Origin of the sequence: Mesorhizobium sp. BR1-1-6 (genome assembly GCF_020165355.1) — a bacterium.
GTDB lineage: Bacteria > Pseudomonadota > Alphaproteobacteria > Rhizobiales > Rhizobiaceae > Mesorhizobium.
Genome location: NZ_JAIUHZ010000001.1, coordinates 1,034,678 through 1,058,003, shown reverse-complemented (window position 1 = coordinate 1,058,003; position 23,326 = coordinate 1,034,678). Strand labels below are relative to the sequence as shown.

Below are 23,326 nucleotides of genomic sequence, written 5' to 3'. Positions count from 1 at the left end.
CATGCCGCTTGCGATGAACCGTGAGGTTTTCATTACCTGTGCCGTGACCGGGTCCGGCGGCACGCAGGACCGCAGCCCGCATGTGCCGCGCTCGCCCAAAGAGATCGCTGATTCGGCCATCGACGCGGCCAAGGCGGGGGCGGCGATCGTGCATTGCCATGTGCGCGACCCCGAAACCGGCAAGCCCAGGCGCGACGTTCATCTCTACCGCGAGGTGACCGAGCGCATCCGCGAGGCAGACGTCGACGTGGTGCTGAACCTTACCGCCGGCATGGGTGGAGACATGGTGTTCGGCTCGCCCGAAGCGCCGCTGCCGCTCAATGAGAAGGGCACCGACATGGGCGGCGCCACCAACCGCATGGAGCATGTACGCCAGTGCCTGCCGGAGATCTGCACGTTGGACTGCGGCACAATGAACTTCGCAGAGGCCGACTATGTCATGACCAACACACCCGGCATGCTGCGCGCCATGGGCGGCATGATGACCGCGCTCGGCGTCAAGCCGGAGATCGAGGCCTTCGACACAGGCCATCTGTGGTTCGCCAAGCAGTTGGTCGAGGAACAGGTTCTGAAGCCGGATGCGCTTGTGCAGCTCTGCATGGGCGTGCCATGGGGGGCGCCTGACGACCTCAACACTTTCATGGCCATGGTCAACAACGTGCCGTCGACCTGGAGCTGGTCGGCCTTTTCGATCGGCCGCAACCAGATGGCCTATGCCGCCGCCGCAGTGCTGGCCGGCGGCAATGTCCGCGTCGGTCTCGAAGACAATCTCTGGCTCGACAAGGGCGTGCTTGCCACCAACGCGCAGCTGGTCGAACGTGCCGCCAGCATCGTCACCAATCTCGGCGCCAGGATTCTGGGGCCGGAGGAAGTGCGCAGGAAGCTCAACCTCACCAAGCGGCCGCCGATCGCGGCATAGAGAGGGGAGCTTCAGATGGCCACCGTCAAATTCACCGCAATGAAGGATGGCGACAAGGACGACTACGAATTCCTGACCGCCCATGAAATCGACTATGCCGCCAAAACCGGTGATCGGTTGCTGGAAGCCCTGGTTCAACTCGACGAGAGCCTTTCCGGCTACAAGATCACCCGGCTCGGCCATTCGCTGCAGGCGGCAACACGCGCCTGGCGCGACGGCGCCGACACCGACTGGATCGCCTGCGCGTTGCTGCACGACATCGGCGACATCTACGCACCCTACAACCACGACGAATACGCCGCGTCGATCCTGAAGCCTTTCGTGCGCGAACAATGCACCTGGGTGGTGGAGAAGCACGGCGATTTCCAGCGCCTCTACTATGCCCATCATCTTGGCGGCAACCGCCATGCGCGTGACCGCTTCGCCGGTCATGCCTATTTCGACGATTGCGACCAGTTCTGCGAGCGCTGGGACCAGTCGAGCTTCGACCCCGACTACGAGACGCTGCCGATCGAGTTCTTCAGGCCATTCGTGCTCGAAGTCTTTGTCCGCAGGGCCTACGACCCCGCCATTATCCGCGCCGGCGAGCGCGTGCCGCTCACCGATCCCGAAACAGCCAAGACAAGAACCGGAGCCTGACCATGAGCATCATCAACAAGGCGGCCGCCATCGGCGGCGGTGTCATCGGCGCAGGCTGGGTGGCGCGCCTGCTCTTGAATGGCATCGACGTGTCGATCTTCGACCCTGATCCCGAGGCCTCGCGCAAGGTCTCAGAAGTGATGAAGGGCGCGCGCCGCGCCTACAAGCAGATGGTTCCGGGCGGCCTGCCGAAAGAAGGCAGGCTGACCTTCGCCAAGACCATCGCCGAGGCGGTGGCCGATGCCGATTTCATCCAGGAGAGCGTGCCGGAACGGCTCGACCTCAAGCATAAGGTCCTGTCCGAGATCGATATCCACGCGCCGGCCAACGCCATCGTCGGCTCGTCGACCTCCGGCATCAAGCCGACCGACATGCAGGTGGCGATGAAAAAACACCCGGAGCGGCTTGTCGTCGGTCACCCGTTCAACCCGGTCTATCTCTTGCCGCTGGTGGAAATCGTCGGCGGCGACCAGACATTCCCCGAGGCGGTCGAAGTCGCCAAGGAGATCTATGCCTCGATCGGCATGAAGCCTGTCGTCATCCGCAAGGAGATTGAAGCCTTCGTCGGCGACCGACTGCTGGAAGCCGCCTGGCGCGAGGCGCTGTGGCTGATCAAGGACGGCATCTGCACCGTCGAGGAACTGGACGACATCATGCGCTATGGCTTCGGCCTGCGCTGGGCACAGATGGGCATGTTCCAGGTCTATCGCGTCGCCGGCGGCGAAGCCGGCATGCGCCACTTCATGGCGCAGTTCGGCCCCTGCCTGAAATGGCCGTGGACCAAGCTGATGGACGTACCGGAGTTCAACGACGAGCTGGTCGACCTGATCGCCACGCAGTCGGACGACCAGGCGCATGGCCTGTCGATCCGCGAACTGGAAAAGATCCGCGACGATAATCTGGTCGCCATCATGGATGCGCTCTCGAAGCAGAACAAGGGCAAGGGCTGGGGCGCCGGCGCCCTGCACAAGGACTATACCAGGCAGTTGGCCAAGCTGGCGGCGAAAAAGCCGGCCGCCTCCAAGGCGGCCGAGAAGGCGAAGGCATCGAAGCCGGTGAAGAAAGCCGAAAAACCGAAGAAAAAGAAGAAAGGCTGAGACCATGGATTTCGGTCTGTCGGAGGAACAGAAGCTCATTGTCGAGACGACGCGCGCCTTCGTCGAGAATGAGCTTTACCCGCATGAGCGCGAGGTCGAGCGCACCGGCGTGCTGCGCCGCGAACTGATCGAGGAGCTAAAGGCCAAGGCGATCGAAGCCGGTCTCTATGCCGCCAACATGCCGGCCGATGTCGGCGGCGCGGGGCTCGATACGGTGACCTGGCTGCTCTACGAGAAGGAACTCGGCCGCGCCAACTACGCGCTGCACTGGACCTGCGTCGCGCGCCCCTCCAACATCCTTTTGGCCGGCACGCCGGAGCAGCGCGAAAAATATCTGTTCCCGTGCATCCGCGGCGAGAAATGGGATTGCCTGGCGATGACCGAGCCGGGCGCCGGCTCCGATCTGCGCGGCATGAAGGCGACCGCCGTGCAGGACGGCGACGACTGGGTATTGAACGGCACCAAGCACTTTATCTCCCACGCCGACCTCGCCGACTTTGCCATCGTCTTCATGGCCTCGGGCGAAGAGGATTCGCCGCGCGGCAAACGCAAGAAGATCACCGCCTTCTTCGTCGACAAGGGCACCAAGGGCTTCACGGTGCGCGACGGCTACCGCAACGTCTCGCATCGCGGCTACACCAACGCCATCCTCGAATTCGACGATTGCCGCCTTCCGGCAAGCCAGGTGTTGGGTGAAGTCCACAAGGGTTTCGACGTCGCCAATTCCTGGCTCGGCGCCACCCGCCTGCAGGTCGGCGCCACCTGCCTCGGCCGTGCCGAGCGGGCGCTTGGCCATGCGGTCGAGTACGCCGCGCAGCGTCAGCAATTCGGCCAGCAGATCGGCAAGTTCCAGGGCGTGTCGTTCAAGCTCGCCGACATGGCAACCGAACTCAAGGCCGCGGACCTGATGGTGTTCGAAGCCGGCTGGAAGTACGATCAGGGCACCGTCACCGACCAGGACATGGCCATGGCCAAGCTGAAGGCCACAGAAATGCTGGCTTACGTCGCCGACGAAGCGATCCAGATCCATGGCGGCATGGGGCTGATGGACGACCTGCCGCTGGAGCGCATCTGGCGCGACGCCCGGGTCGAGCGCATCTGGGAAGGCACGTCGGAAATCCAGCGCCACATCATTTCGCGGGCGCTGCTGCGCCCGTTCGGGGCCTGATCCATGCACAAACTTGAACGCCTTCTGCGCCCTAAATCGATCGCCGTGTTCGGCGGCGCGCAGGCCGCCGCGGTCGTGGCACAGTCGATCAAGATGGGCTTTGCCGGCGAGATCTGGCCGGTGCACCCGAGCAAGGAAGAGGTCGCCGGCCGCAAGGCCTATCGTTCGGTCGCCGATCTGCCCGGCGCGCCGGACGCCGCCTTTGTCGGCGTCAACCGACACCTGACCATCGACGTGATCAAGGCCCTGGCCGAACGCGGCGCCGGCGGGGCCGTCTGCTTTGCCGCCGGTTTCCTCGAAACCGAAGCCTATGACGCGGATGGCGAGCGCCTGCAGGCCGAACTCGTCGCCGCCGCCGGCGAGATGCCGATCATCGGGCCGAACTGTTACGGCCTGATCAACTATGCCGACGGCGCGCTTTTGTGGCCCGACCAGCATGGCGGCATAAGATTGGCCGACGGCGGCAAAGGGGTGGCCATTATTACCCAGTCGTCCAACATCGCCATCAACATGACGATGCAGAAGCGCGGCCTGCCGATCGCCTTCCTGATGACCGCCGGCAACCAGGCGCAGACCGGCCTCTCCGAAATGGCGCTCGGCCTGATCGAGGACGAGCGCGTCACCTCGCTCGGCCTGCACATCGAGGCTTTCGATTCGGTAGCCGGCTTCGAGCGGCTGGCGGCACGGGCGAGGGAATTGAAAAAGCCGATCATCGCCATGAAGGTCGGCCGCTCCGAACAGGCCAGGCAAGCGACCGTCTCGCACACCGCGTCGCTCGCCGGCTCGGACGCAGCGTCCGGGGCCTTCCTGAAACGGCTCGGCATCGCGCGCGTCGATTCCATCCCCGCCTTCATCGAGGCGCTGAAGCTGCTGCATGTCACCGGTCCGCTGCCCGGCTACAGCCTGTCATCGATGAGCTGTTCGGGCGGCGAGGCTTCGGTCATGGCCGACAGCGCCGAAGGCCGCTGGGTCAACTTCCCGGTGCTGACGGAAGAACACCGTGCCCATGTCAAGTCGACGCTCGGGCCGCTGGTCGCGGTCGCCAATCCATTGGACTACCACACCTTCATCTGGAACAACGAGCCGGCGATGACCGCCACCTTCACCGCCATGGTGTCGGGCGGCTTCGACCTCAATATGCTGGTGCTCGACTTCCCGCGCCCGGACCGCTGCTCGGTGACCGACTGGTGGGCGACGCTGCGCGCCTTCGAATCGGCGCTCAAGACCAACAAGGCGCATGGCGCGATCGTCTCGTCGCTGCCCGAGAACCTGCCCGAGGAATACACCGCCGAGCTGATGGCGCGGGGCATGGTGCCGCTGTTCGGCATTTCCGAAGCGATGGATGCCGCCCAGGCGGCCGCCTTCATCGGCTGGGCCTGGCGCGAGCCGCAGGCGCAGCCGGTCGACACCTCCGCTTCCGGCGCTGCCGGCGGCGAGCATGTCACGCCTGACGAGGCGCAAGCCAAGGCGCGGCTGATCAAGGCCGGGCTGCCGGTGCCCAAGGGCGAGCGCGCCGACAGTGCCGTCGAGGCGGTGATCTCGTCCATGGCGCTCGGCTTCCCGGTGGCGCTGAAGGCCCTGGGTGTCACCCACAAATCCGAGGTCGGCGCTGTCAGGCTCAACCTCAGGGACGCCGAATCCGTCAGCACCGCCGCGCACGACCTTTTGCCGCTCGGCACCGGCCTTTATGTCGAGCGCATGGTGCGCGACGGCGTCGCCGAGCTGATCGTCGGCTTCACCCGCGATCCGATGTTCGGCGCTGTCATGACGCTGGGCACCGGCGGCGTACTGGTCGAATTGCTGCGCGACAGCGTCACCTTGATGCTGCCGGCGACCCGCGACGACATCGAGGCAGCACTTCGCGGTCTCAAACTGTTCCCGCTGCTCGAAGGCTATCGCGGTCGGCCGAAGGCCGACGTCCAAGCTGCCATCGACGCCATCGCGGGCATTGCTGCCTTCGTGCAGACGAATGCCGGCGAGATCGAGGAACTCGACATCAATCCGCTGATCGTCTGCAGCGAGGGCAAGGGCGCCTGGATCGCCGATGCGCTTTTGGTGCTGGGAGAGAACAAGAATGCCTGACGTCGTTTCGACCCGCCGTGAAGGCTCGATCCTCGAGGTCACGCTCGATCGGCCCAAGGCCAACGCCATCGACCTGAAGACCTCTCGGCTGATGGGCGAGACCTTCAAGGCGTTTCGCGACGACCCCGGCTTGCGCGTCGCCATCGTCAAGACCGCCGGCGACAAGTTCTTCTGCGCCGGATGGGACCTGAAGGCCGCCGCCGGCGGCGACGCCGTCGACGGCGACTATGGCGTCGGCGGCTTTGCCGGGCTGCAGGAACTGCGCGACTTGAACAAGCCTGTCATCGCCTGCGTAAACGGCATGGCGGTGGGGGGCGGCTTCGAGCTGGCGCTGTCCTGCGATCTCATCTACGCCTCCGATCACTCCTCCTTCGCATTGCCCGAGATCCGCGCCGGCACGCTTGCCGACGCCGCGACCATCAAGCTGCCGAAGCGCATTCCTTATCATGTCGCCATGGACCTTTTGCTCACTGGCCGCTGGATGGACGTTGCCGAGGCGCATCGCTGGGGCCTGGTCAACGAGGTGCTGCCGAAGGAGAAGCTGGAGGACCGCGTCTGGGAGATCGCCCGCCTGCTCGCCAGCGGCCCGCCGCTTGTCTTCGCCGCGATCAAGGAAACCGCGCGGGTGGCCGAAGCGCTGACTTTCCAGGACGCGATGAACAGGGTGACGCGCCGGCAGTTGCCGACGGTCGATGCGCTGTACGGTTCCGAGGACAATATGGAAGGGTTCCGGGCTTTTGCGGAGAAGCGCGACCCGGTTTGGAAGGGGAAGTGACTCTGCGGAAATGACAGCGCGAGGCACCCCCCTCTGGCCTGCCGGCCATCTCCCCCGCAAGGGGGGAGATTGGATGTCATTTCCGCTTTCGCTAATCGTCAACGCTGCAAGAAGGGCGATACCGATTGAACTGCCAATCTCCCCCCTTGCGGGGGAGATGTCCGGCAGGACAGAGGGGGGTGCCTGGGCTCGCCGTTCACAGTCGGCGCGGCCATGACCGACTACAGCAAACTCATCGATGCCGAGACCCGGGCCTTCATCGAGCGGACCAATTCCTATTACCCGCCGGATACGATCGACTACACGATTGCCGAGCAGCGCGAGATCTACGACCGCATGTGCCGGGAGTTCTTTGCCGGCTATCCCGAGGGGGTGACAGCGGAGACCACCGCTATTGCCGCACAGGCGTGCAATATCCCGATCCGCATCTATCGCAGCGCCCCGCAGGCATTGGCAACGGTGCTCTATTGCCACGGCGGCGGGTTCATCCTTGGCGGGCTCGACAGCCATGACGACGTTTGCGCCGAGCTTTGCGGCCGCACCGGCTATGACGTCGTCTCGGTCGACTACCGGCTGGCGCCGGAGCATCTGCATCCGGCTGCGTTTGACGATGCGATGAACGCCTTCGAGTGGGCGGCAGCCACCCGCGATCATCCCGTCCTGCTCTGCGGCGACAGCGCCGGTGGCAATCTCTGCGCCGCGGTCAGCCATGCGACGCGCGGCCATGCGAAGAAACCGATCGGGCAGGTGCTGATCTATCCCGGGCTCGGCGGCGACCGTTCGCGTGGCTCCTATCTGAAGCATGCCGAAGCGCCTATGCTGACCACGCGCGACCTCGAATTCTACAAGCACATCCGTACCGGCGGCGTGGACCAGACCGGCGACATCACGCTTCAGCCGCTGGCCGACGCCGATTTCGCCAACCTGCCGCCGACCGTGCTGATCACCGCCGAGTGCGACCCGCTGTCGTCGGACGGCGAGGCCTATCGCGACCGCATCGTGGCGGGCGGCGGGCGAGCCACTTGGTTCGAGGAAAAAGGGCTTGTGCACGGCTATCTCAGGGCGAGGCACACGGTCGGCCGCGCCCGCGCCAGCTTTACCCGCATCGTCGAGGCGGTGTCGGCGCTCGGCAAAAGCGAGTGGATCTGGTGAGGGCCTCCTCGCATGACAATCGACAGAAGATGATCAACCCAGCGACTGCCAAGCCGTTCGGCGCTCAGCCTACCGAACGAGCCGCCGCCCGGCCGGCGCTGCGGCCGGAGAAGATACAGCCGCCCAGGAACGTGCCTTCGAGCGCCGCATAGCCATGCACGCCGCCGCCGCCGAAACCGGCGGCTTCGCCGACCGCATAGAGGCCCTGAACCGGCTCGCCATCGCTCCCCAGCACGCGGCTTTCGAGATCGGTCTGCAGGCCACCCAGCGTCTTGCGGGTCAGGATGTTGAGGCGAACCGCGATCAGCGGGCCGTTCGCGGGATCGAGCATCTTGTGCGGCCTGGCCGTGCGGATCAGCCGGTCGCCGAGATAGGCCCGCGCTCCGCGCAGCGCGGTGACCTGCATGTCCTTGGAGAAGGGATTGTCGAGTTGCCGGTCGCGGGCGCGGATCTCGCGCTCGACATGGGCGACGTCGAGCAGCGGTTCGCCGCCGGCCAGCTTGTTCATGCGCGCCACCAGATCGGGCAGTTCGGCCTCGATGATGAAATCCTCGCCCTTCTCCATGAACGCCTTGACCGGGCCCGGAATGCCCGACGTGGCGCGGCCGAGCACCTGGCGCCAGCTCTTGCCGGTCAGGTCCGGGTTCTGCTCGGAGCCCGAGAGCGCGAACTCCTTCTGGATGATTTTTTTGGTCAGGATGAACCAGGAATAGTCGAAGCCGGTGCTCATGATGTGGCTGAGCGTGCCGAGCGTGTCGAAACCGGGGTAAAGCGGCACCGGCAGGCGCTTGCCCCTGGCGTCGAGCCACAGCGACGACGGACCGGGCAGGATGCGGATGGCATGATCGGTCCAGATCGGCGCCCAGTTCCTGATGCCCTCGACATAGTGCCACATGCGGTCGCGGTTGATGACGCTGCCGCCGGCCTGTTCCGTGATCGCCAGCATGCGGCCGTCGACATGGTCGGGCACGCCGGTGATCATGCACTTCGGCGCCGCGCCCAGACGCTTCGGCCAGTTTTCCCGGACCAGCTGGTGGTTGCCGCCGATGCCGCCGGAGGCGACGATCACGGCCTGCGCATGAACCTCGAAATCACCTGATATCTCACGCGAACTCTTGTGGCCGCGCTCGACGGTGCTTGGTTGCAGGATGTCGCCGCGCACCCCGTCGATCCTCGTGCCGGTGCGGATCAATTCGTTGACGCGGTGACGGAACTTGAAGCGGATCAGTTCCTTCTTCTCGGCCTCGCGCACGCGCAGCACGAAGGGCTCGAGCACCCCGGGACCGGTGCCCCAGGTGATGTGGAAGCGCGGCACGGAATTGCCATGGCCAATGGCATTGCCGCCGCCGCGCTCGGCCCAGCCGACCACGGGAAAGAATTTCATCCCGCGCTCCAGCAGCCAGGAGCGCTTCTCGCCGGCGGCGAAGCCGACGTAGGCCTCGGCCCATTTGCGCGGCCAGTGATCCTCCGGCCGGTCGAAAGCGGCGGTGCCCAGCCAGTCCTCGAGCGCCAGCTCGTGCGAATCGCGGATGCGCATGCGCCGCTGCTCGGGCGAATCGACGAGGAACAGACCGCCGAACGACCAGAAGGCCTGGCCGCCCAGCGACTGCTCCGGTTCCTGGTCGACGATGACGATCTTCTTGCCGGCCTCGGCCAGTTCGGCGGCGGCGACCAGCCCGGCAAGGCCGGCGCCGACGATGATGACATCCGCGTCGTCAGCCAATTTCCCCTCCCGTTAGCTGGCTACCGTATGAATCTCGAACCGGAATTATATCAATGATGGTCAGACCGCCTCCCAGCCGTCCTTGCCGCCGGCGCGGAAGATGGCATCGATGACCTTTTGGTTGAGCACGGATTCCTCCAGCGTGAAGACGCGCTCCTTGCCGCCCTGGGCCGCCCGCGCGAAGGTCTCGACCTCGAGCCGGTACTGCTGCGTGCCGGGAAAGCGGAACACCTGCGCCTCCGTGTGGTTCTGATTGTGCAGCTCGACGCGGTGGTGATCGTAGAGCCCGGCATTGAACGGCGAAAACACCTCGATGAACCCGTTCTCGCCATGGAACACCATCACCTGGCGCGCGGCCATCTGGGTCGAGAGATAGAAGGACAGTTCGAAGTCGCCGAAATCGGCGCGGATCGAGGAATAGATGTCGGTGCCGAATTTTTTGTCGCGCTCGATCGTCGCCTGCACGCGCAGCGGCTCCTTGCCGGTGGAAAAGCGCGTCGACACGGTCGGGTAGACGCCGATGTCGGGCAGCGCGCCGCCGCCAAGGTCGAGCTGGTTGCGCATGTTGTTGGGATCGACATTGTAATAGGAGAACGCGCCCTGCACATGGCGCAGCCGGCCGATGACGCCGCTGGCGATCAGGTCGCGCACCTTGATCCATTGCGGATGGTAGACGACCATGAAGGCTTCGCAGACCAACACCTTGCTGGCATCGCGCAGCTTGATCAGCGGCGGAATGTCCTTGGCGTCGAGCGCCAACGGCTTTTCGACCAGCACATGTTTTCCCGCCTGAATGGCCTTGGCCGTCCATTCGACATGCTGCGATGTCGGCAGCGGGATATAGACGCCGTCGACCTCGTTCGAGGCGAGCAACTCCTCATAGGAACCGAAAGCATGCGGCGCGCCGAAGCGATCGGCCAGCGCACGGGCCTTCGACTGATCGCGGCTGGCGATTGCCGACAGCACGCCATTTTCCGCCTCCACGATCGCAGGCAAAAGCTGCTCGCGACCGATCTTGGCCGTCGATAACACACCCCATCGGAACATCAGGCTTCTCCTCTCGATTACAGGCGAGGAGGTTTGCCTGAAATCGGGGCAAAAGCCAATGCGGGGGCCAAGTTCCTCGCCCCACGGAGCGGGGAGCGATGGCTCAACCCCTCTTCCCCGTCAGCCTCATGTCGAAACCCACGACGTTGGAATAGATCGGCGTGCCGACATCCATTCCGTAGCGCGACCGCAGCACCTTGCCGGTGACGTGGAACCCGATCGTGCCGGACTTCAGGCCATCGAGCTCGGCGGTGAACTTTTCCGCAAACGTCTTGCCGCGCGCCGTCAGCCGGCCGGTGACAAGCGCCGTCGTATCGCCGGTGCGGGTCACGCTGGTCGAGCGGAACTGGATTTCGGGGCTGTTGGCCGCATCGAACACGGCGTCTGAACGCAGGAAAGCGTCGATGCGGCCCTGGCCGGTGCCGACGCTTTCGGGAAAAATGGTAAGGTTGACCTTCGAGCGGCTGACGTCGTCATTGTCGATGCGGATCGTGCCTTTGAAGTGGGCAAACGCACCATCGAAACCGCCGCCGCCGGCCTTGCCGATGGTGAAGCGGATCGAGGAGTCAGCCTGGCTGATCGTGTAACTGCCGGCGGCATCGTCGAGGACAACTGCTGCCCAGACAGGCACGGCAAGGCAAGCGGCAAGGGCCGCCGATCCGAGGAGTCGCGCATACATGAGATTATTTCCTTCTTCGGAGGCAACGCTCTTCGCGCCTCGCTTACAAACGAGGCCGAAGCCCGTTCTATTCCCCGCCTGCGGAAGGCGTGACGATGCGTGTGAGCACATTGTCCCTCAGTCGGAAATGATGGCGCAGTGCCGCCGTGACATGCAGCGCCACAAGTGCTGCGCCGGCATAGGCAAGGTACCAGTGGGCTGCCGCCCAAAAACTCTCGGCGGCATCGGATTCCGCGAGCGGCAGGTTGGGCATCACGAACAGGTTGAACGGCATGCTTGGAATTTCCAGCGTCGAGACCGAAACCAGCGCCCAGCCGGACAGAGGCAAAGCGATCTGGAAGGCATAGAGCGCCAGGTGAGCGAGCGGCGCCGCCAGGCGCTCCAGGGATCCGACCGAGGATGGCAAGGCCGGCGCGGCATTGCCGAGCCGCCAGGCGACGCGCAGGATGATCAGGCCGAGCAGCAGGAAGCCCAGCGATTTGTGCAGCTGGATGAGCTCGAAAGCCGTGCGCTGGCTGCTGATGCGGACCATCGCGAAACCGAGTGCGAACTGGCCGATGAAGACCAGGCCGATCAGCCAATGAAGCAGGATTGCCGCCCAGCCGTAGCGGGTCGGGGTATTTATGATCGAAGCTCGCATGGAAGGCGAACGAATGCCGCGTCGGCTTTCTTCCACCCTCCCACAAGGGAGAGGGCAGCCTATCCGCTCACCCTGAAGAAATCGATGAAGGCCCTGAGCGCAGGCCGCATCTGGCGGCGACTCGGATAGTAGACGAAGAAACCCTCGAAGGACGGACACCAATCCTCCAGCACGCGAACCAGCCGGCCATCGCGGAGCGGCTCGCGGACATAGTCCTCGAAGACGAAGGCAAGCCCCGCGCCGTCGACCGCCGCCTGGGCGATCAGATGGTCTTCGTCGAGGATCAATGGTCCTTGCGCGGCAATCTCGATCTCCTCGCCATCCCTGGCGAATTCCCAGCGGTAGAGGATGCCGCTGGAGAAGCGGAAGCGGATGCAGCGATGGTCGGACAGGTCACGCGGGTGGCGAGGCCTCGGCATGGTGTCGAAATAGGAGGGCGAGCCGACCACGGCGCCGCGGATATCGGGCCCGATGCGCAGCGCGATCATGTCGCGCTGCAGGCTTTCGCCAAGCCGCATGCCGGCGTCGAAACCGCCTTCCACGACGTCGGTGAAGCGGTCCTCGATGACGATCTCCAGCACGATATCGGGGTAAGCCGCGGCAAAGGCGCCGAGCCGCGGGGTCAGCACCAGATGGGCTGCCGTGCGCGGCACGCTGAGCCGCAAATTGCCGGCCGGCCGGTCGCGCGCCTCGACCGCCGTCTCCAGTGCCAGGTCGATCTCCGACAGCGCCGGCCGCAATCGTTCCAGCAACCGCGCGCCCTCTTCGGTCGGGGCAACGCTGCGGGTGCTGCGTGCCAACAGCCGCACGCCAAGCCGCGCCTCAAGGCTGGACACGGCATGGCTGACCGCCGACGGCGCGATCGCCAGTTCCCTGGCCGCGCCGCGAAAGCTGCCGCATTGGGCAACAGTTGCCAGCACCGCAAGCTGTGAAAGATGTGCTCGGTTCATTGATCTATTTTCTAGAACGCCCCGTGCACAGATGAGCCGATTATCGAACATAAGGCAAGGCGCTATTTCCTGGGCATCGCAACAAGGAGACGCGTGATGAAAACCCGCAAACTCGGTACTGAACTGGAAGTTTTCCCGGTCGGCCTCGGCTGCATGGGCATGAGCTTTGGCTATGGGGGCCAGCCGGAAGCCGAGGCGATCGCCACCTTGCGCCGCGCCGTCGAGATCGGCGTCAATTTCTTCGACACGGCAGAGGTCTACGGGCCCTACGAGAACGAGATCCTGCTCGGCAAGGCGCTGAAGCCGGTGCGCGATCAGGTGACGATCGCAACCAAGTTCGGCTTCAAGATCCTGGAGGAAGGCACCGGCACCGACCGCATGGCGGGCGTCGACAGCCGCCCCGAACACGTCAAGGCCGTCGCAGAGGCGTCACTGAAGCGGCTGGGCACCGACGTGATCGATCTCTATTACCAGCACCGCGTCGACCCGAACGTGCCGATCGAGGACACGGTCGGCGCCATGGCCGAGCTGGTGCGCGAGGGCAAGGTGCGCGCGCTCGGCCTTTCGGAAGCGAGTGTCGCCACCATCCGCCGGGCACATGCCGTACATCCGATCGCGGCGGTCCAGAGCGAATATTCGCTGTGGAGCCGTGACCCGGAAGACGAGGTGTTCGCCGTCTGCCGCGAACTCGGCATCGGTTTCGTTCCCTATAGCCCGCTCGGCCGTGGCCTCTTGACCGGCACGATCGCCAAGCCCGAGACGCTTGATGACGACGACTGGCGCCGCACCTTGCCGCGCTTCCAGGCCGACGCCATGGAAGCCAATGCCAAAGTCGTGGCCACGCTGGAAAAACTGGCGACCGAAAAGGGAGTGACCTCGGCACAGCTGGCGCTCGCCTGGGTACTGCACCAGGGCGATTTCATTGTCCCCATCCCGGGCGCCCGAAAAATCCGCCATCTCGAGCAGAACACGGCGGCGGCTGATATCGAGCTGAGTGCCGCAGAGGTACAGACCATCGGCGATGCACTGTCGCCTGATAAGGTCATGGGCAAGCGCTACACAGAGGAGCTGCTGGCGCTGGTGAATGGGTGAGCTTTCACCCTCCCCCCTGTGCGGAGGTCGGCTCGCTGTCGCAGCGAAGCGAAGACAGGGGTGGGGTGGCGATGCGCGATACAGAAGATCACGGATGTCCGCGCGAGGCACCCCCCTCTGTCCTGCCGGACATCTCCCCCGCAAGGGGGGAGATTGGCAGCTTCGCTGTCTCGTCTACCTTATGCCGTCTGTAATTCGCGAAAGCGGATCAGAGCCGATCTCCCCCCTTGCGGGGGAGATGGCCGGCAGGCCAGAGGGGGGTGTCTCGCACCCGCATTTCCTACCATGGCACGACCGTAACCTCCGGCCAGTTCTCCCGCGCCCGCTGGCCCTTCGCCTCATGCGTCCGCTGATTGTCCATCGCCCGGTTCGGCGTGACGCGGAATGAGAAGACGTCGTCGAGACCGAACGGCGCCAGCAGTTCCAGTTGACAATCCGCGTCGTATCGCACCCCGACCGCATGTGTCTTCGACGCAAAAAACCGGACCGACTCGCTCGAACTCGTGTAGCGCGGACAGGGCCGCCCGAACTTCTGCGGGTACCACAAATGCACCCGCGCTTGGTTGCGCACCTCGACGGGCAGCCCCTGGAAATGCTTCGCCGCCCGGCGGATGACGGCGTCCTCGGCCTCGTAGGACAGGTCGCTATCGTCGAAATAGAACAGGTCGACATCCTTGATGCCATAACCCGACGGCTTCCCCGTCAGATGGTTCCAGACCGAGTTATAGAGCACGCCGGAGACCACCAGCCAGTCCGGAAGATCGAGCGTGCGGGCACATACCAGCGCCTGGCGCACGAGCGCATCCGACAGCAGGATGTCGAGAAACGCAGCGCGTTGTGCTTCGAACGGGAGCCCGGAATAGTGCAAATGGTCCATCGCTCTTTGGAGGGCGATTCGCCGTGCTCCCGCAATCCCGGAAAGAGGCTATGCCCTGAGCACGCCTCCAGTCTGCTTGCCGACATTCTCGACGACGCGCCTGGCCAACGCCTCGAAATCCTCGTCGGTCAGCGTCTTCTCGACCGGCTGGATCGACACTTCGATGGCGATGGACTTCTTGCCCTCGCCGAGCGCCGCACCTTCGAAAACATCAAAGACCGAGACGCCGGTGACCAGCTTCTTGTCCGCGGCGAGCGCCGCGCGTACCAGCGTGCCGGCCTCGACCGCCTTGTCGACGACGAAGGCGAAGTCGCGCTTCACCGCCTGGAAGGCGGAGAGATCCAGCCTGGGCTTGGTTTTCGTCGGCTTTGCCTTGGGCTCGGGCACGGCATCGACATACACTTCGAAGCCGCAGAGCGGGCCGGAGACGTCGAGCCCTTCCAGCGTTTTTGGATGAAATTCACCGAACGTGCCGAGCACCGTCTTCGGTCCGAGCTTGATCGTTCCGGAACGACCAGGATGGTACCAGGACGGGCCGCCGGCCTCGATCTGCAGCCGCTCGACCGGCGCGCCGCAGGCTTCGAGTGCGGCGATGGCATCAGCCTTGGCGTCGAACACGCCGACCGGACCGGAATTGCCAGCCCAGTTGCGGCCGGAACCGTCGAGCTTGGCGGTGCCGCGCCGCACGCCGGCGGCAACGCGCCGTTGCTGGTCGGCGCCGTCGCCCTCATAGGTGCCGGAGACCTCGAACAACGCCACGTCGCCAATGCCCTTGTCGGCATTGCGCTGGGCGGCTGCGATCAGGCCGGGCAGCAGCGAGGGCCGCATGTCGGACATGTCGGCGGCGATCGGGTTGGCGAGCTTGAGCGAAGCCTGCCCGCCGCCGAATAGTTCGGCGTGCCTGGCGGGGATGAACGACCAGGTGACTGCCTCCATCATGCCGCGCACGGCCAGCGCCCGCTTGGCCGCGCGGGTGCGGATCTGCAGCGTCGTCAGGATCTTGCCGTTGACCGCGTCATGCGCGCCGAGCGGCTGCGAAGCGATGTTGTCGACGCCGTGGATGCGCATCACCTCCTCGACCAGGTCGGCCTTGCCGTCGACATCGGGACGCCAGGACGGCACGGCGATTTCGACGACATCGCCCGAACCCTCAGGCTTGAAGCCGAGGCGCGTGAGAATATCGAGGCTTTCCGCCGTCGGCACTTCTATGCCGGTCAGCCGCTTCACTTCCGACAGCGGGAAGGAGACGATCTTGGGCTGATGGCCGGCATAGCCGGCCACCTCGATTTCCGTCGGCGTGCCGCCGCAGAAATCAAGCACCAGCCGGGTCGCAAGCTCAACGCCCGGCACCATGAATTCGGGGTCGACCCCGCGCTCGAAACGATAGCGGGCATCGGTGATGATGCCGAGCGCGCGCCCGGTGCGGGCCGTGGTGATCGGGTCCCAGAGTGCGGATTCGATCAGCACGTCGGTCGTGTTCTCGTCGCAGCCGGAACGCTCGCCGCCCATGATGCCGGCGATCGATTCCACGCCATTGTCATCGGCGATGACGCACATCTCCGGCGTCAACGTGTATTCGCGGCCGTCGAGCGCCAGTACCTTTTCGCCATCCCTGGCGCGACGCACGACAAGATTGCCGGCGACCTTGCCGGCATCGAAGACATGCAGCGGCCTGCCACGATCGAAGGTGACGTAGTTGGTGATATCGACCAGCGCGCTGATGGGCCTCAGCCCAATGGCGATCAGCCGCTGCTGGAGCCATTTCGGGGACGGGCCGTTCCTGACGCCGCTGACCAGATTGAGCGCGAAGCCGGGGCAGAGTTCCGGCGCGTCGATCGTCACCTTGACGGGGCACATTCCATTGCCGACATGCGGCATGATCGCGCCGCCGACGAGGCGGCCGAGACCGCTCGCCGCGAGATCCCGGGCGATGCCGTAAACGCTGGTGGCATCAGGCCGGTTTGGCGTCAGATTGATCTCGATGACCGGATCGTCGAGATGCGCGTAAGCGGCGAAGCTGGTGCCGACCGGCGCATCTTCGGGCAGGTCGATGATGCCGTTGTGCTCGTCGGAAAGTTCCAGCTCGCGCTCGGAACACATCATGCCGTGGCTTTCGACGCCCCTGATCTTGCCAACCGTCAGCGTCACATCGATGCCGGGCACATAAGTGCCGGGCGCGGCGAAGGCGCCGATCATGCCCGCCCGCGCATTGGGTGCGCCACAGACGACCTGCACCGGCGGCTTGCCGTCGCCGGTGTCGACGGTCAGCACCCGCAGCCGGTCGGCGTCGGGATGCTGCACCGCCGTCAGCACCCTGGCGATGACGAAGGGCTTCAGGCTCGCCTTGTCGTCGACATGCTCGACCTCGAGGCCGATCGAGGTCAGCCGCTCGACGATCTCGCCGAGCGAGGCGTCGGTCTCGAGATGATCCTTGAGCCAGGAGAGGGTGAATTTCATGATGCTGTTCCGTCTGGTCTTTTGACGCTTGTTTTCAGATGTCTCGGCAGGTCGTCGGACATGTGCAGGAAGGGAAGCTGCTCGCTGAGATAGGCATGCAGCGTCGGCTTGAAATCGGCCGGAATGTCCATGGCGCCGAGCATGAAATAGATGTCGTCCTCCAGCCGCTCGTCGACATAGGCGATGGGTGAGCCGCAGACGCCGCAGAACGAGCGCGTCACCGGCCCGTTCTCGAACATCTTCAGCGCCTTGCCGGTGAACGCGACCTGGCCGGCAGGGAAGCCGACAAAGGCCGACACCGGCGCGCCGGTCGCCCGCCGGCAATCGCCGCAATGACAATAACTGACGTGGTGCGGTTCGACTGACGCCTCGAACCGCACGGCGCCGCAGCGGCAGCCGCCGGCGTGGGGCGCTGTCATGCGCTCAGGCCTCCGAACAGCGTCGGCATGTCGAGCGGCCGGAAGCCGTAATGCGACAGCCAGCGCACATCGGCGTCGAAGAAGGCGCGCAGGTCCGGCATGCCGTATTTCAGCATGGCGATGCGGTCGATGCCCATGCCCCAGGCAAAGCCCTGATATTCATCGGGATCGAGCCCGCCAGCGCGCAGAACGTTGGGGTGCACCATGCCGCAGCCAAGGATCTCCATCCAGTCCGAGCCTTCGCCGAAGCGCACCTCGCCTGGCCGCGAGCGGTCGCACTGGATATCGACCTCGAGGCTTGGCTCGGTGAACGGGAAGAAGGACGGCCGGAAGCGCATCTTGACCGACGGCACCTCGAAAAAGGCCTTGCAGAACTCTTCCAGCACCCACTTCATGTTGGCGACGTTGGCCGATTTGTCGATCACCAGCCCTTCGACCTGATGGAACATCGGCGAGTGGGTGGCGTCGGAATCCTGCCGGTAGGTCTTGCCCGGAATGACGATGCGGATCGGCGGCTTCTGCTTCTCCATGGTGCGGATCTGCACCGGCGAGGTGTGGGTGCGCAGAAGCTTGCGCTCGCCCTTCTCGTCCGGCTGGAAGAAGAAGGTGTCATGCATCTCGCGCGCCGGATGGCCTTCCGGGAAATTCAGCGCGGTGAAATTGTAATAGTCGGTCTCGATGTCGGGCCCTTCGGCGATGGCGAAGCCGAGATCGCCGAAGATCGCCGCGATCTCGTCGATGACCTGGCTGATCGGATGAATGCGGCCGCGCTCGGCCGGCGACTGCCGCACCGGCAGCGTCACGTCGACCTTCTCCGCGGCGAGGCGGGCAGTGATGGCAACATCCCTGAGTTCCGCCTTGCGCGCGGTGAGCGCATCGGTGACGCGGTTCTTGAGGCCGTTGATGGCGGGGCCTTTGACCTGGCGCTCCTCAGCGCTCATCGAGCCGAGCGTCTTCAGCATTTCCGAGATCGACCCCTTCTTGCCAAGGGCTGCCACGCGCACGGCTTCTATCGCGGCCTCGTCAGCAGCCGACGCTATGTCGGCGAGCAGCGAAGCTTCCAGGCTTTCAAGATTTCCAGCGGTGGCGTTCACGGCGAAACTCTCTCGATCGGGCAACCCACCATCACCGGGCGTGTCACCAATTTGGTTACATCAGGCATAAGAAAAACCCGCGCCAGCCGTGCCAGCGCGGGTTCCCCAAATCAGAATTTCGAATGCTTGGGAAGCGCTGGTCTTAGGCGACAGCGCTTTCAAAAGCATTCGGGGTGGTGTTCTTGAGGTACTCAAGAGCAACCTTGGCCTTGGCCACGAGCGCGGCGAAAGCCTGCGGCTCGTGGATGGCCATATCCGACAGGATCTTGCGATCGATCTCGATGCCAGCCTTGTTGAGGCCGTCGATGAAACGGCCATAGGTCAGGCCGTGCTCGTGCGTCGCGGCGTTGATGCGCTGGATCCACAGCGCGCGGAACGAGCGCTTGCGGTTCTTGCGGTCGCGATAGGCGTATTGCAGCGACTTTTCCACCGCCTGCTTGGCGATGCGGATGGTGTTCTTGCGGCGGCCGTAGAAGCCTTTCGCGGCTTTCAGGACCTTCTTGTGCTTGGCGTGCGAGGTGACGCCTCTTTTTACGCGTGCCATGTCATGATCTCCTTAAAAGCAATTCCAGGAAAAGTGCCTTGCGGTTTTCCGTTCGGAATTGCGTAAAACAAATTCGTGTTCGGCCGAATGCTCAGAGGCCGTTCGGCAGAAAATTCTTGATGACCTTCTTGCCGTCCGGTTCAGCCAGAACCATCGTGCCGCGGGCATTTCGAATGAACTTGTTGGAACGCTTGATCATGCCGTGACGCTTGCCGGCCGCAGCCGACAGGACTTTACCCGTACCGGTGATCTTGAACCGCTTTTTGGCGGCCGATTTGGTCTTCATCTTGGGCATTTTGCTACTCCGTATTGTGGCGCACCATCGCGCTTCTTGTTCGCTTCGGGCCGACCAAAGCCCGAAAAGCAAATGAAACCGCCACGGCATGCCCTGCCGGGCGGTTTTCTTGGAACGGCGGTCCTATACGTCAAAGCAGGCGACTGTGCAACACCCACCGCGCCGCGCGTTTCCCCGAACGCCGGGATGCGGCGCCCGGTCCTTCTTCAAGGGAGCGTAAACAACACCGGCAGCATACCCGACTGCTGGGCGCCGTCGATCAGTTCGAAGGCCGGCAGCGCGATGAGGAACACCAGGCCGTCGAGAAGCGTGGTCAACAGCAGGCGCGGCTTGAAGCTGCCGGTGTCGCCTTCCTGGTAGAGGGAAAGCTTCGGAAAGAATCGCGGCACTCTTGCCAGATAGGCCTGATAGGGCTCGCCGAGCGTTTCCTTAAGGAATTTCTCCTCGCGCAGGATGACGATATGGAAGGCGCCCGCACACAGGACAGCGAACAGAATGATGCCGGAGAACGAGCCGATCTGCGCGCCGACGCCGGCCGCGGCCACAGTCGAGAACACATAGAGCGGGTTGCGGGTGATCGAATAAGGCCCGCCCGTCACAACTTCGGAAGATTTGCGCCCACCTATGTAGAGCGTCGACCAAAGGCGACCGCAGATACCTAGGAAAATCAGCAGCACGCCGAACATCTCGATCGTTTCATGCATCGCCGTATCAGGCGGAAAGCTCGATTGCCCGAACAGCAGGGCTGCGAACAGCACCACCACAAGCACGGCAAGCACCAGCCTGCGCGTGCGCTGGTAGCTACCCAGCCCGTATTTGAGTTTTTTGTCCAAGGGAGGAATCCGATCGTCGAGAACTTAGCCGGCGACCGCAGCTATGGCCGAGAAATGGGCGTCCCGCCGATCGCCGGGACGCCCTGTAGCACAATTCAGGCGGAATTGGAGCGCGTCGGTCGCGCTAACCTTATCGTGATCTAGCGCGGCGCCAGCACCATCATCATCTGGCGGCCTTCGAGCTTCGGCTCCGCTTCCACCTTGGCGATGGTAGCCACTTCCTCACGCACCTTGTTCAGAAGCTGCATGCCGAGCTCCATATGCGCCATCTCGCGGCCACGGAAGCGCAATGTCAGCTTGACCTTGTCGCCTTCCTCGAAGAAGCGGCGCACCGCCTTCATCTTGGTCTCGTAGTCGTGGCTGTCGATGTTCGGGCGCATCTTGATCTCCTTGATCTCGATGACCTTCTGGTTCTTGCGCGCCTCGGCCGCCTTCTTCTGGTTGGCGTATTTCAACTTGCCGAGATCGAGGATTTTTACGACGGGCGGCTGCGCGTTGGGCGATATCTCGACGAGATCGAGCCCTGCCTCTTCGGCGAGCAGCAATGCGTCGTTGATGGAAACATCGCCACGGTTCTGGCCTTCGGCGTCGATAAGCTGGACCCGGGGAACCCGGATGTCACGATTGGAGCGCGGCCCATCCTTGGTCGGCGCCGCTGCTTTGAAAGGTCTGCGAATGGTCGTGGTCTCCTTGGCCGTTTCGTTCTGGATTTGCAGGTGTTGATATGTGGACGCGCCAATGTGGTGAGCGCGCGGGCGGAGTCAATAGCACAGCATTGACAGAAAATCACCTGATCGCTGCCTGCGGCAAACAAAGAAAGATGGCGAGCACTTTTCGCCACACCACTGGCTGTGTCACAAGACCCTGCGCCGAAAGTCGGCGTGAGGAAAAAGCCATGACTGCCCCTGTCTTTCTGGATGTCGACGGATCGAGCATCGCGGTGCGCCATATTGCGGGCGCGACGCCTGGCGTCGTCTGGCTCGGCGGCTACAAGTCGGACATGCTGGGCACGAAGGCTGAAGCGCTTTCGGACTGGGCGGCAAAAGACGGCCGCGCCTTCCTGCGTCATGACTATTCCGGACACGGCGAATCCGGCGGCGCCTTTGCCGACGGCACGATCTCAAAATGGCTTTCGCAAAGCCTGGCCGTGTTCCGGCATTTCACCAGCGGCAGCCAGATCCTGGTCGGCTCGTCGATGGGCGCCTGGATCGCCCTGCGCATGGTGCAGGAATTGCGCAAGGCAGGCGACGCAAGCGTCGTCGGTCTGGTGCTTCTAGCACCGGCGCCGGATTTTACCGCAGAACTGGTCGAACCGGTGCTGACCAAAGCGCAGAAGCGCGACCTTGCCAAAAAAGGCTTCTTCGAGGAGCCGTCGGACTATTCCACCGAGCCCTACATCTACACGCGCGCGCTGATCGAGGATGGGCGCGACAACCTGGTCATGACAGGCCCGCTCGACACGCACTGCCCCGTACACGTCTTGCAGGGCCTGGCCGATCGGGACGTGCCGTCGAGCCATGCGCTGAAGCTGGTCAGCCTGCTGCCGGCCGACGATGTCACGCTGTCGCTGATCCCGGACGGCGACCACCGGCTGTCGCGGCCGCAGGATCTCGACATGCTGGTGCGGGCGGTCGGCGACATGGCTGCGCGGGGCAAGTGACGATGCGCCTTTCCATCCCGATCTCAGCCTTTGTCGCGGCCATCGTCGGTTTCGGCGGCACGCTGGCCATTGTCATTGCCGCCGCCCACGCGGTTGGCGCGACGCAAATCCAGACGGCGAGTTGGGTGACCACGATCTGCCTGGCCATGGCGGTCGAAAGCCTGTGGCTGTCCTGGCGAACGAAAATGCCAGTCATCACCGCCTGGTCGACGCCGGGCCTGGCGCTGATGGCGGCGTCGAGTGGTTTTTCGATCGGCGAGGCCGTCGCCGCCTTCATCGTTACCGGCATTCTTTTGGTCGCCACCGGGCTGTTCCGGCCGCTGACGAAACTGATCTCGGGGATACCGCCCTCGGTCGCTTCAGGAATGCTGGCCGGCATTGTCGTCACCTTCGCGCTCAATGCGGTCAAAACTGTTCCCGCCGATCCCTGGCTGATCCTGCCGTTGATCGCCGCCTTCTTCGTCATCCGCCTGTTCAATCCGGCGCTGTCGGTGCTGGCAGTGCTGGTCGGCGGCGGTCTCGCCGCGTTTCTCACCGGCCGCGTCGGCGGTTTGCCCACTCCTGAACTATCGACGCTCACTGTGATTGCGCCTGTGTTCACCGCCAAGGCGATAATCGGCCTGGCAGTACCGCTCTACCTGGTCACCATGGCTTCGCAGAACCTGTCGGGCCTCGCCGTGCTGCGTGCCGCCGGCTACCATCCGGAACCCGGTCCGCTGATCGGCATCACCGGCCTGTTTTCGCTACTTTCGGCGCCGTTCGGCGGCTCGACCACCAATCTGGCGGCAATTTCGGCGGCTATCTGCACCGGACCCGACGTTCATCCAGACCCAACGGAGCGCTGGAAGACAGGGCCGTTCTATGCCCTTGCCTATCTGATCTTCGCGATTTTCGGCGCCTCCCTGGTGGCGATCTTCGCCGTCCTGCCGCAGAGCCTGATCGTGCTGGTTGCGGGTCTTGCGCTGATGGCCTCGCTGGCCAACGCGCTGGCGATCGCGCTCAAGGACGAAAGCGAGCGCATGGCCGCCACCGTCACTTTTGTCGTCACCGCCTCCGGGCTGACCTTGTTCGGCGTCGGCGCCGCATTCTGGGGACTGATTGCCGGGCTGGTCGTGCTTTTCCTCGATATGCTCAAAAAGCGATAATCATTTCAGCAGCTTGTCCGGTTTTAGCCGACATTGTCT

Annotated in this window: 23 protein-coding genes; 10 read left to right on the top strand and 13 right to left on the bottom strand. The window is 64.1% G+C overall.

Annotated elements, in window-relative coordinates:
• The first annotated feature begins 1 nt into the window (after window position 1).
• The 7 genes from LB545_RS05190 (at window position 2) to LB545_RS05160 (ending at window position 7,832) form a co-directional block, all read left to right on the top strand.
• Window positions 2–919 carry a 3-keto-5-aminohexanoate cleavage protein gene (locus LB545_RS05190; protein ID WP_140491102.1) on the top strand — a complete coding sequence of 306 codons (918 nt, stop codon included), beginning with the start codon at window positions 2–4 and terminating at the stop codon, window positions 917–919.
• Window positions 920–934: 15 nt separating this feature from the next.
• The gene (locus LB545_RS05185) at window positions 935–1,558 is read left to right on the top strand and encodes an HD domain-containing protein (protein ID WP_224704566.1); all 624 of its coding nucleotides are present in this window, start codon (window positions 935–937) and stop codon (window positions 1,556–1,558) included.
• 2 nt (window positions 1,559–1,560) lie between these two features.
• Window positions 1,561–2,655: a carnitine 3-dehydrogenase gene (locus tag LB545_RS05180; protein ID WP_140561815.1), complete on the top strand. Its 1,095-nt coding sequence runs from the start codon at window positions 1,561–1,563 to the stop codon at window positions 2,653–2,655.
• A 4-nt stretch (window positions 2,656–2,659) separates the two neighbouring features.
• Window positions 2,660–3,823, top strand: a complete 1,164-nt coding sequence (locus tag LB545_RS05175) for an acyl-CoA dehydrogenase family protein (RefSeq protein WP_140491110.1) — start codon at window positions 2,660–2,662, stop codon at window positions 3,821–3,823.
• A gap of 3 nt (window positions 3,824–3,826) precedes the next feature.
• Window positions 3,827–5,905, top strand: coding sequence for an acetate--CoA ligase family protein (locus LB545_RS05170; RefSeq protein ID WP_224704565.1), 2,079 nt, complete (start codon window positions 3,827–3,829; stop codon window positions 5,903–5,905).
• Window positions 5,898–6,680, top strand: a complete 783-nt coding sequence (locus LB545_RS05165) for a carnitinyl-CoA dehydratase (RefSeq protein ID WP_224704564.1) — start codon at window positions 5,898–5,900, stop codon at window positions 6,678–6,680. Before LB545_RS05170 ends, LB545_RS05165 begins: the two co-directional genes overlap by 8 nt.
• 213 nt (window positions 6,681–6,893) lie before the next feature.
• Window positions 6,894–7,832 carry an alpha/beta hydrolase gene (locus tag LB545_RS05160; protein WP_224704562.1) on the top strand — a complete coding sequence of 313 codons (939 nt, stop codon included), beginning with the start codon at window positions 6,894–6,896 and terminating at the stop codon, window positions 7,830–7,832.
• Between the two features lie 64 nt (window positions 7,833–7,896).
• Here the strand turns inward: LB545_RS05160 and LB545_RS05155 are convergent, their stop codons facing one another.
• The 5 genes from LB545_RS05155 to LB545_RS05135 form a co-directional block, all read right to left on the bottom strand.
• Window positions 7,897–9,555, bottom strand: a complete 1,659-nt coding sequence (locus LB545_RS05155; RefSeq protein ID WP_224704560.1) for an FAD-binding dehydrogenase — start codon at window positions 9,553–9,555, stop codon at window positions 7,897–7,899.
• 60 nt (window positions 9,556–9,615) lie between these two features.
• Window positions 9,616–10,602, bottom strand: coding sequence for a Gfo/Idh/MocA family protein (locus tag LB545_RS05150; RefSeq protein WP_140561808.1), 987 nt, complete (start codon window positions 10,600–10,602; stop codon window positions 9,616–9,618).
• Between the two features lie 103 nt (window positions 10,603–10,705).
• Window positions 10,706–11,281 (bottom strand): YceI family protein, encoded by a 576-nt coding sequence (locus tag LB545_RS05145; protein WP_140491123.1) that lies wholly within the window; start codon window positions 11,279–11,281, stop codon window positions 10,706–10,708.
• A gap of 67 nt (window positions 11,282–11,348) precedes the next feature.
• Window positions 11,349–11,921 (bottom strand): cytochrome b, encoded by a 573-nt coding sequence (locus LB545_RS05140; protein ID WP_224704558.1) that lies wholly within the window; start codon window positions 11,919–11,921, stop codon window positions 11,349–11,351.
• A 59-nt stretch (window positions 11,922–11,980) separates the two neighbouring features.
• On the bottom strand, window positions 11,981–12,871 hold the full coding sequence (locus tag LB545_RS05135; RefSeq protein WP_224704557.1) for a LysR family transcriptional regulator: 891 nt from the start codon (window positions 12,869–12,871) through the stop codon (window positions 11,981–11,983).
• 96 nt (window positions 12,872–12,967) lie between these two features.
• On the opposite strand from LB545_RS05135, the gene LB545_RS05130 reads away from it, so the two are divergent.
• Window positions 12,968–13,963, top strand: a complete 996-nt coding sequence (locus LB545_RS05130) for an aldo/keto reductase (RefSeq protein WP_140525803.1) — start codon at window positions 12,968–12,970, stop codon at window positions 13,961–13,963.
• Between the two features lie 280 nt (window positions 13,964–14,243).
• On the opposite strand, the gene LB545_RS05125 is transcribed toward LB545_RS05130, so the two are convergent.
• From LB545_RS05125 to infC, 8 genes are all read right to left on the bottom strand, one after another.
• The gene (locus LB545_RS05125; RefSeq protein WP_140554549.1) at window positions 14,244–14,840 is read right to left on the bottom strand and encodes a nucleotidyltransferase family protein; all 597 of its coding nucleotides are present in this window, start codon (window positions 14,838–14,840) and stop codon (window positions 14,244–14,246) included.
• 48 nt (window positions 14,841–14,888) lie between these two features.
• A complete protein-coding gene (gene pheT / locus LB545_RS05120) occupies window positions 14,889–17,297 on the bottom strand; it encodes a phenylalanine--tRNA ligase subunit beta (protein ID WP_224704555.1) in 2,409 nt (802 codons plus the stop codon).
• Window positions 17,294–17,716, bottom strand: a complete 423-nt coding sequence (locus LB545_RS05115; RefSeq protein WP_140517763.1) for a GFA family protein — start codon at window positions 17,714–17,716, stop codon at window positions 17,294–17,296. The genes pheT and LB545_RS05115 overlap by 4 nt, the downstream gene beginning before the upstream one ends.
• Window positions 17,713–18,810, bottom strand: coding sequence for a phenylalanine--tRNA ligase subunit alpha (gene pheS / locus LB545_RS05110; protein WP_140491135.1), 1,098 nt, complete (start codon window positions 18,808–18,810; stop codon window positions 17,713–17,715). Before pheS ends, LB545_RS05115 begins: the two co-directional genes overlap by 4 nt.
• A 142-nt stretch (window positions 18,811–18,952) precedes the next feature.
• Window positions 18,953–19,354, bottom strand: coding sequence for a 50S ribosomal protein L20 (gene rplT / locus LB545_RS05105; RefSeq protein WP_006201247.1), 402 nt, complete (start codon window positions 19,352–19,354; stop codon window positions 18,953–18,955).
• A gap of 91 nt (window positions 19,355–19,445) precedes the next feature.
• Entirely contained in the window at window positions 19,446–19,649 is a 204-nt protein-coding gene (gene rpmI / locus LB545_RS05100) for a 50S ribosomal protein L35 (RefSeq protein ID WP_006201248.1), read from the bottom strand.
• A gap of 206 nt (window positions 19,650–19,855) precedes the next feature.
• On the bottom strand, window positions 19,856–20,482 hold the full coding sequence (locus LB545_RS05095; RefSeq protein ID WP_140517762.1) for a methyltransferase family protein: 627 nt from the start codon (window positions 20,480–20,482) through the stop codon (window positions 19,856–19,858).
• Window positions 20,483–20,622: 140 nt separating this feature from the next.
• Complete coding sequence (gene infC, locus LB545_RS05090; protein WP_140491142.1) at window positions 20,623–21,159, bottom strand: translation initiation factor IF-3; 537 nt, start codon at window positions 21,157–21,159, stop codon at window positions 20,623–20,625.
• A gap of 218 nt (window positions 21,160–21,377) precedes the next feature.
• On the opposite strand from infC, the gene LB545_RS05085 reads away from it, so the two are divergent.
• On the top strand, window positions 21,378–22,142 hold the full coding sequence (locus LB545_RS05085) for an alpha/beta hydrolase (RefSeq protein WP_140491144.1): 765 nt from the start codon (window positions 21,378–21,380) through the stop codon (window positions 22,140–22,142).
• Between the two features lie 2 nt (window positions 22,143–22,144).
• Window positions 22,145–23,287: a benzoate/H(+) symporter BenE family transporter gene (locus LB545_RS05080; protein ID WP_140517760.1), complete on the top strand. Its 1,143-nt coding sequence runs from the start codon at window positions 22,145–22,147 to the stop codon at window positions 23,285–23,287.
• Window positions 23,288–23,326: the final 39 nt, after the last annotated feature.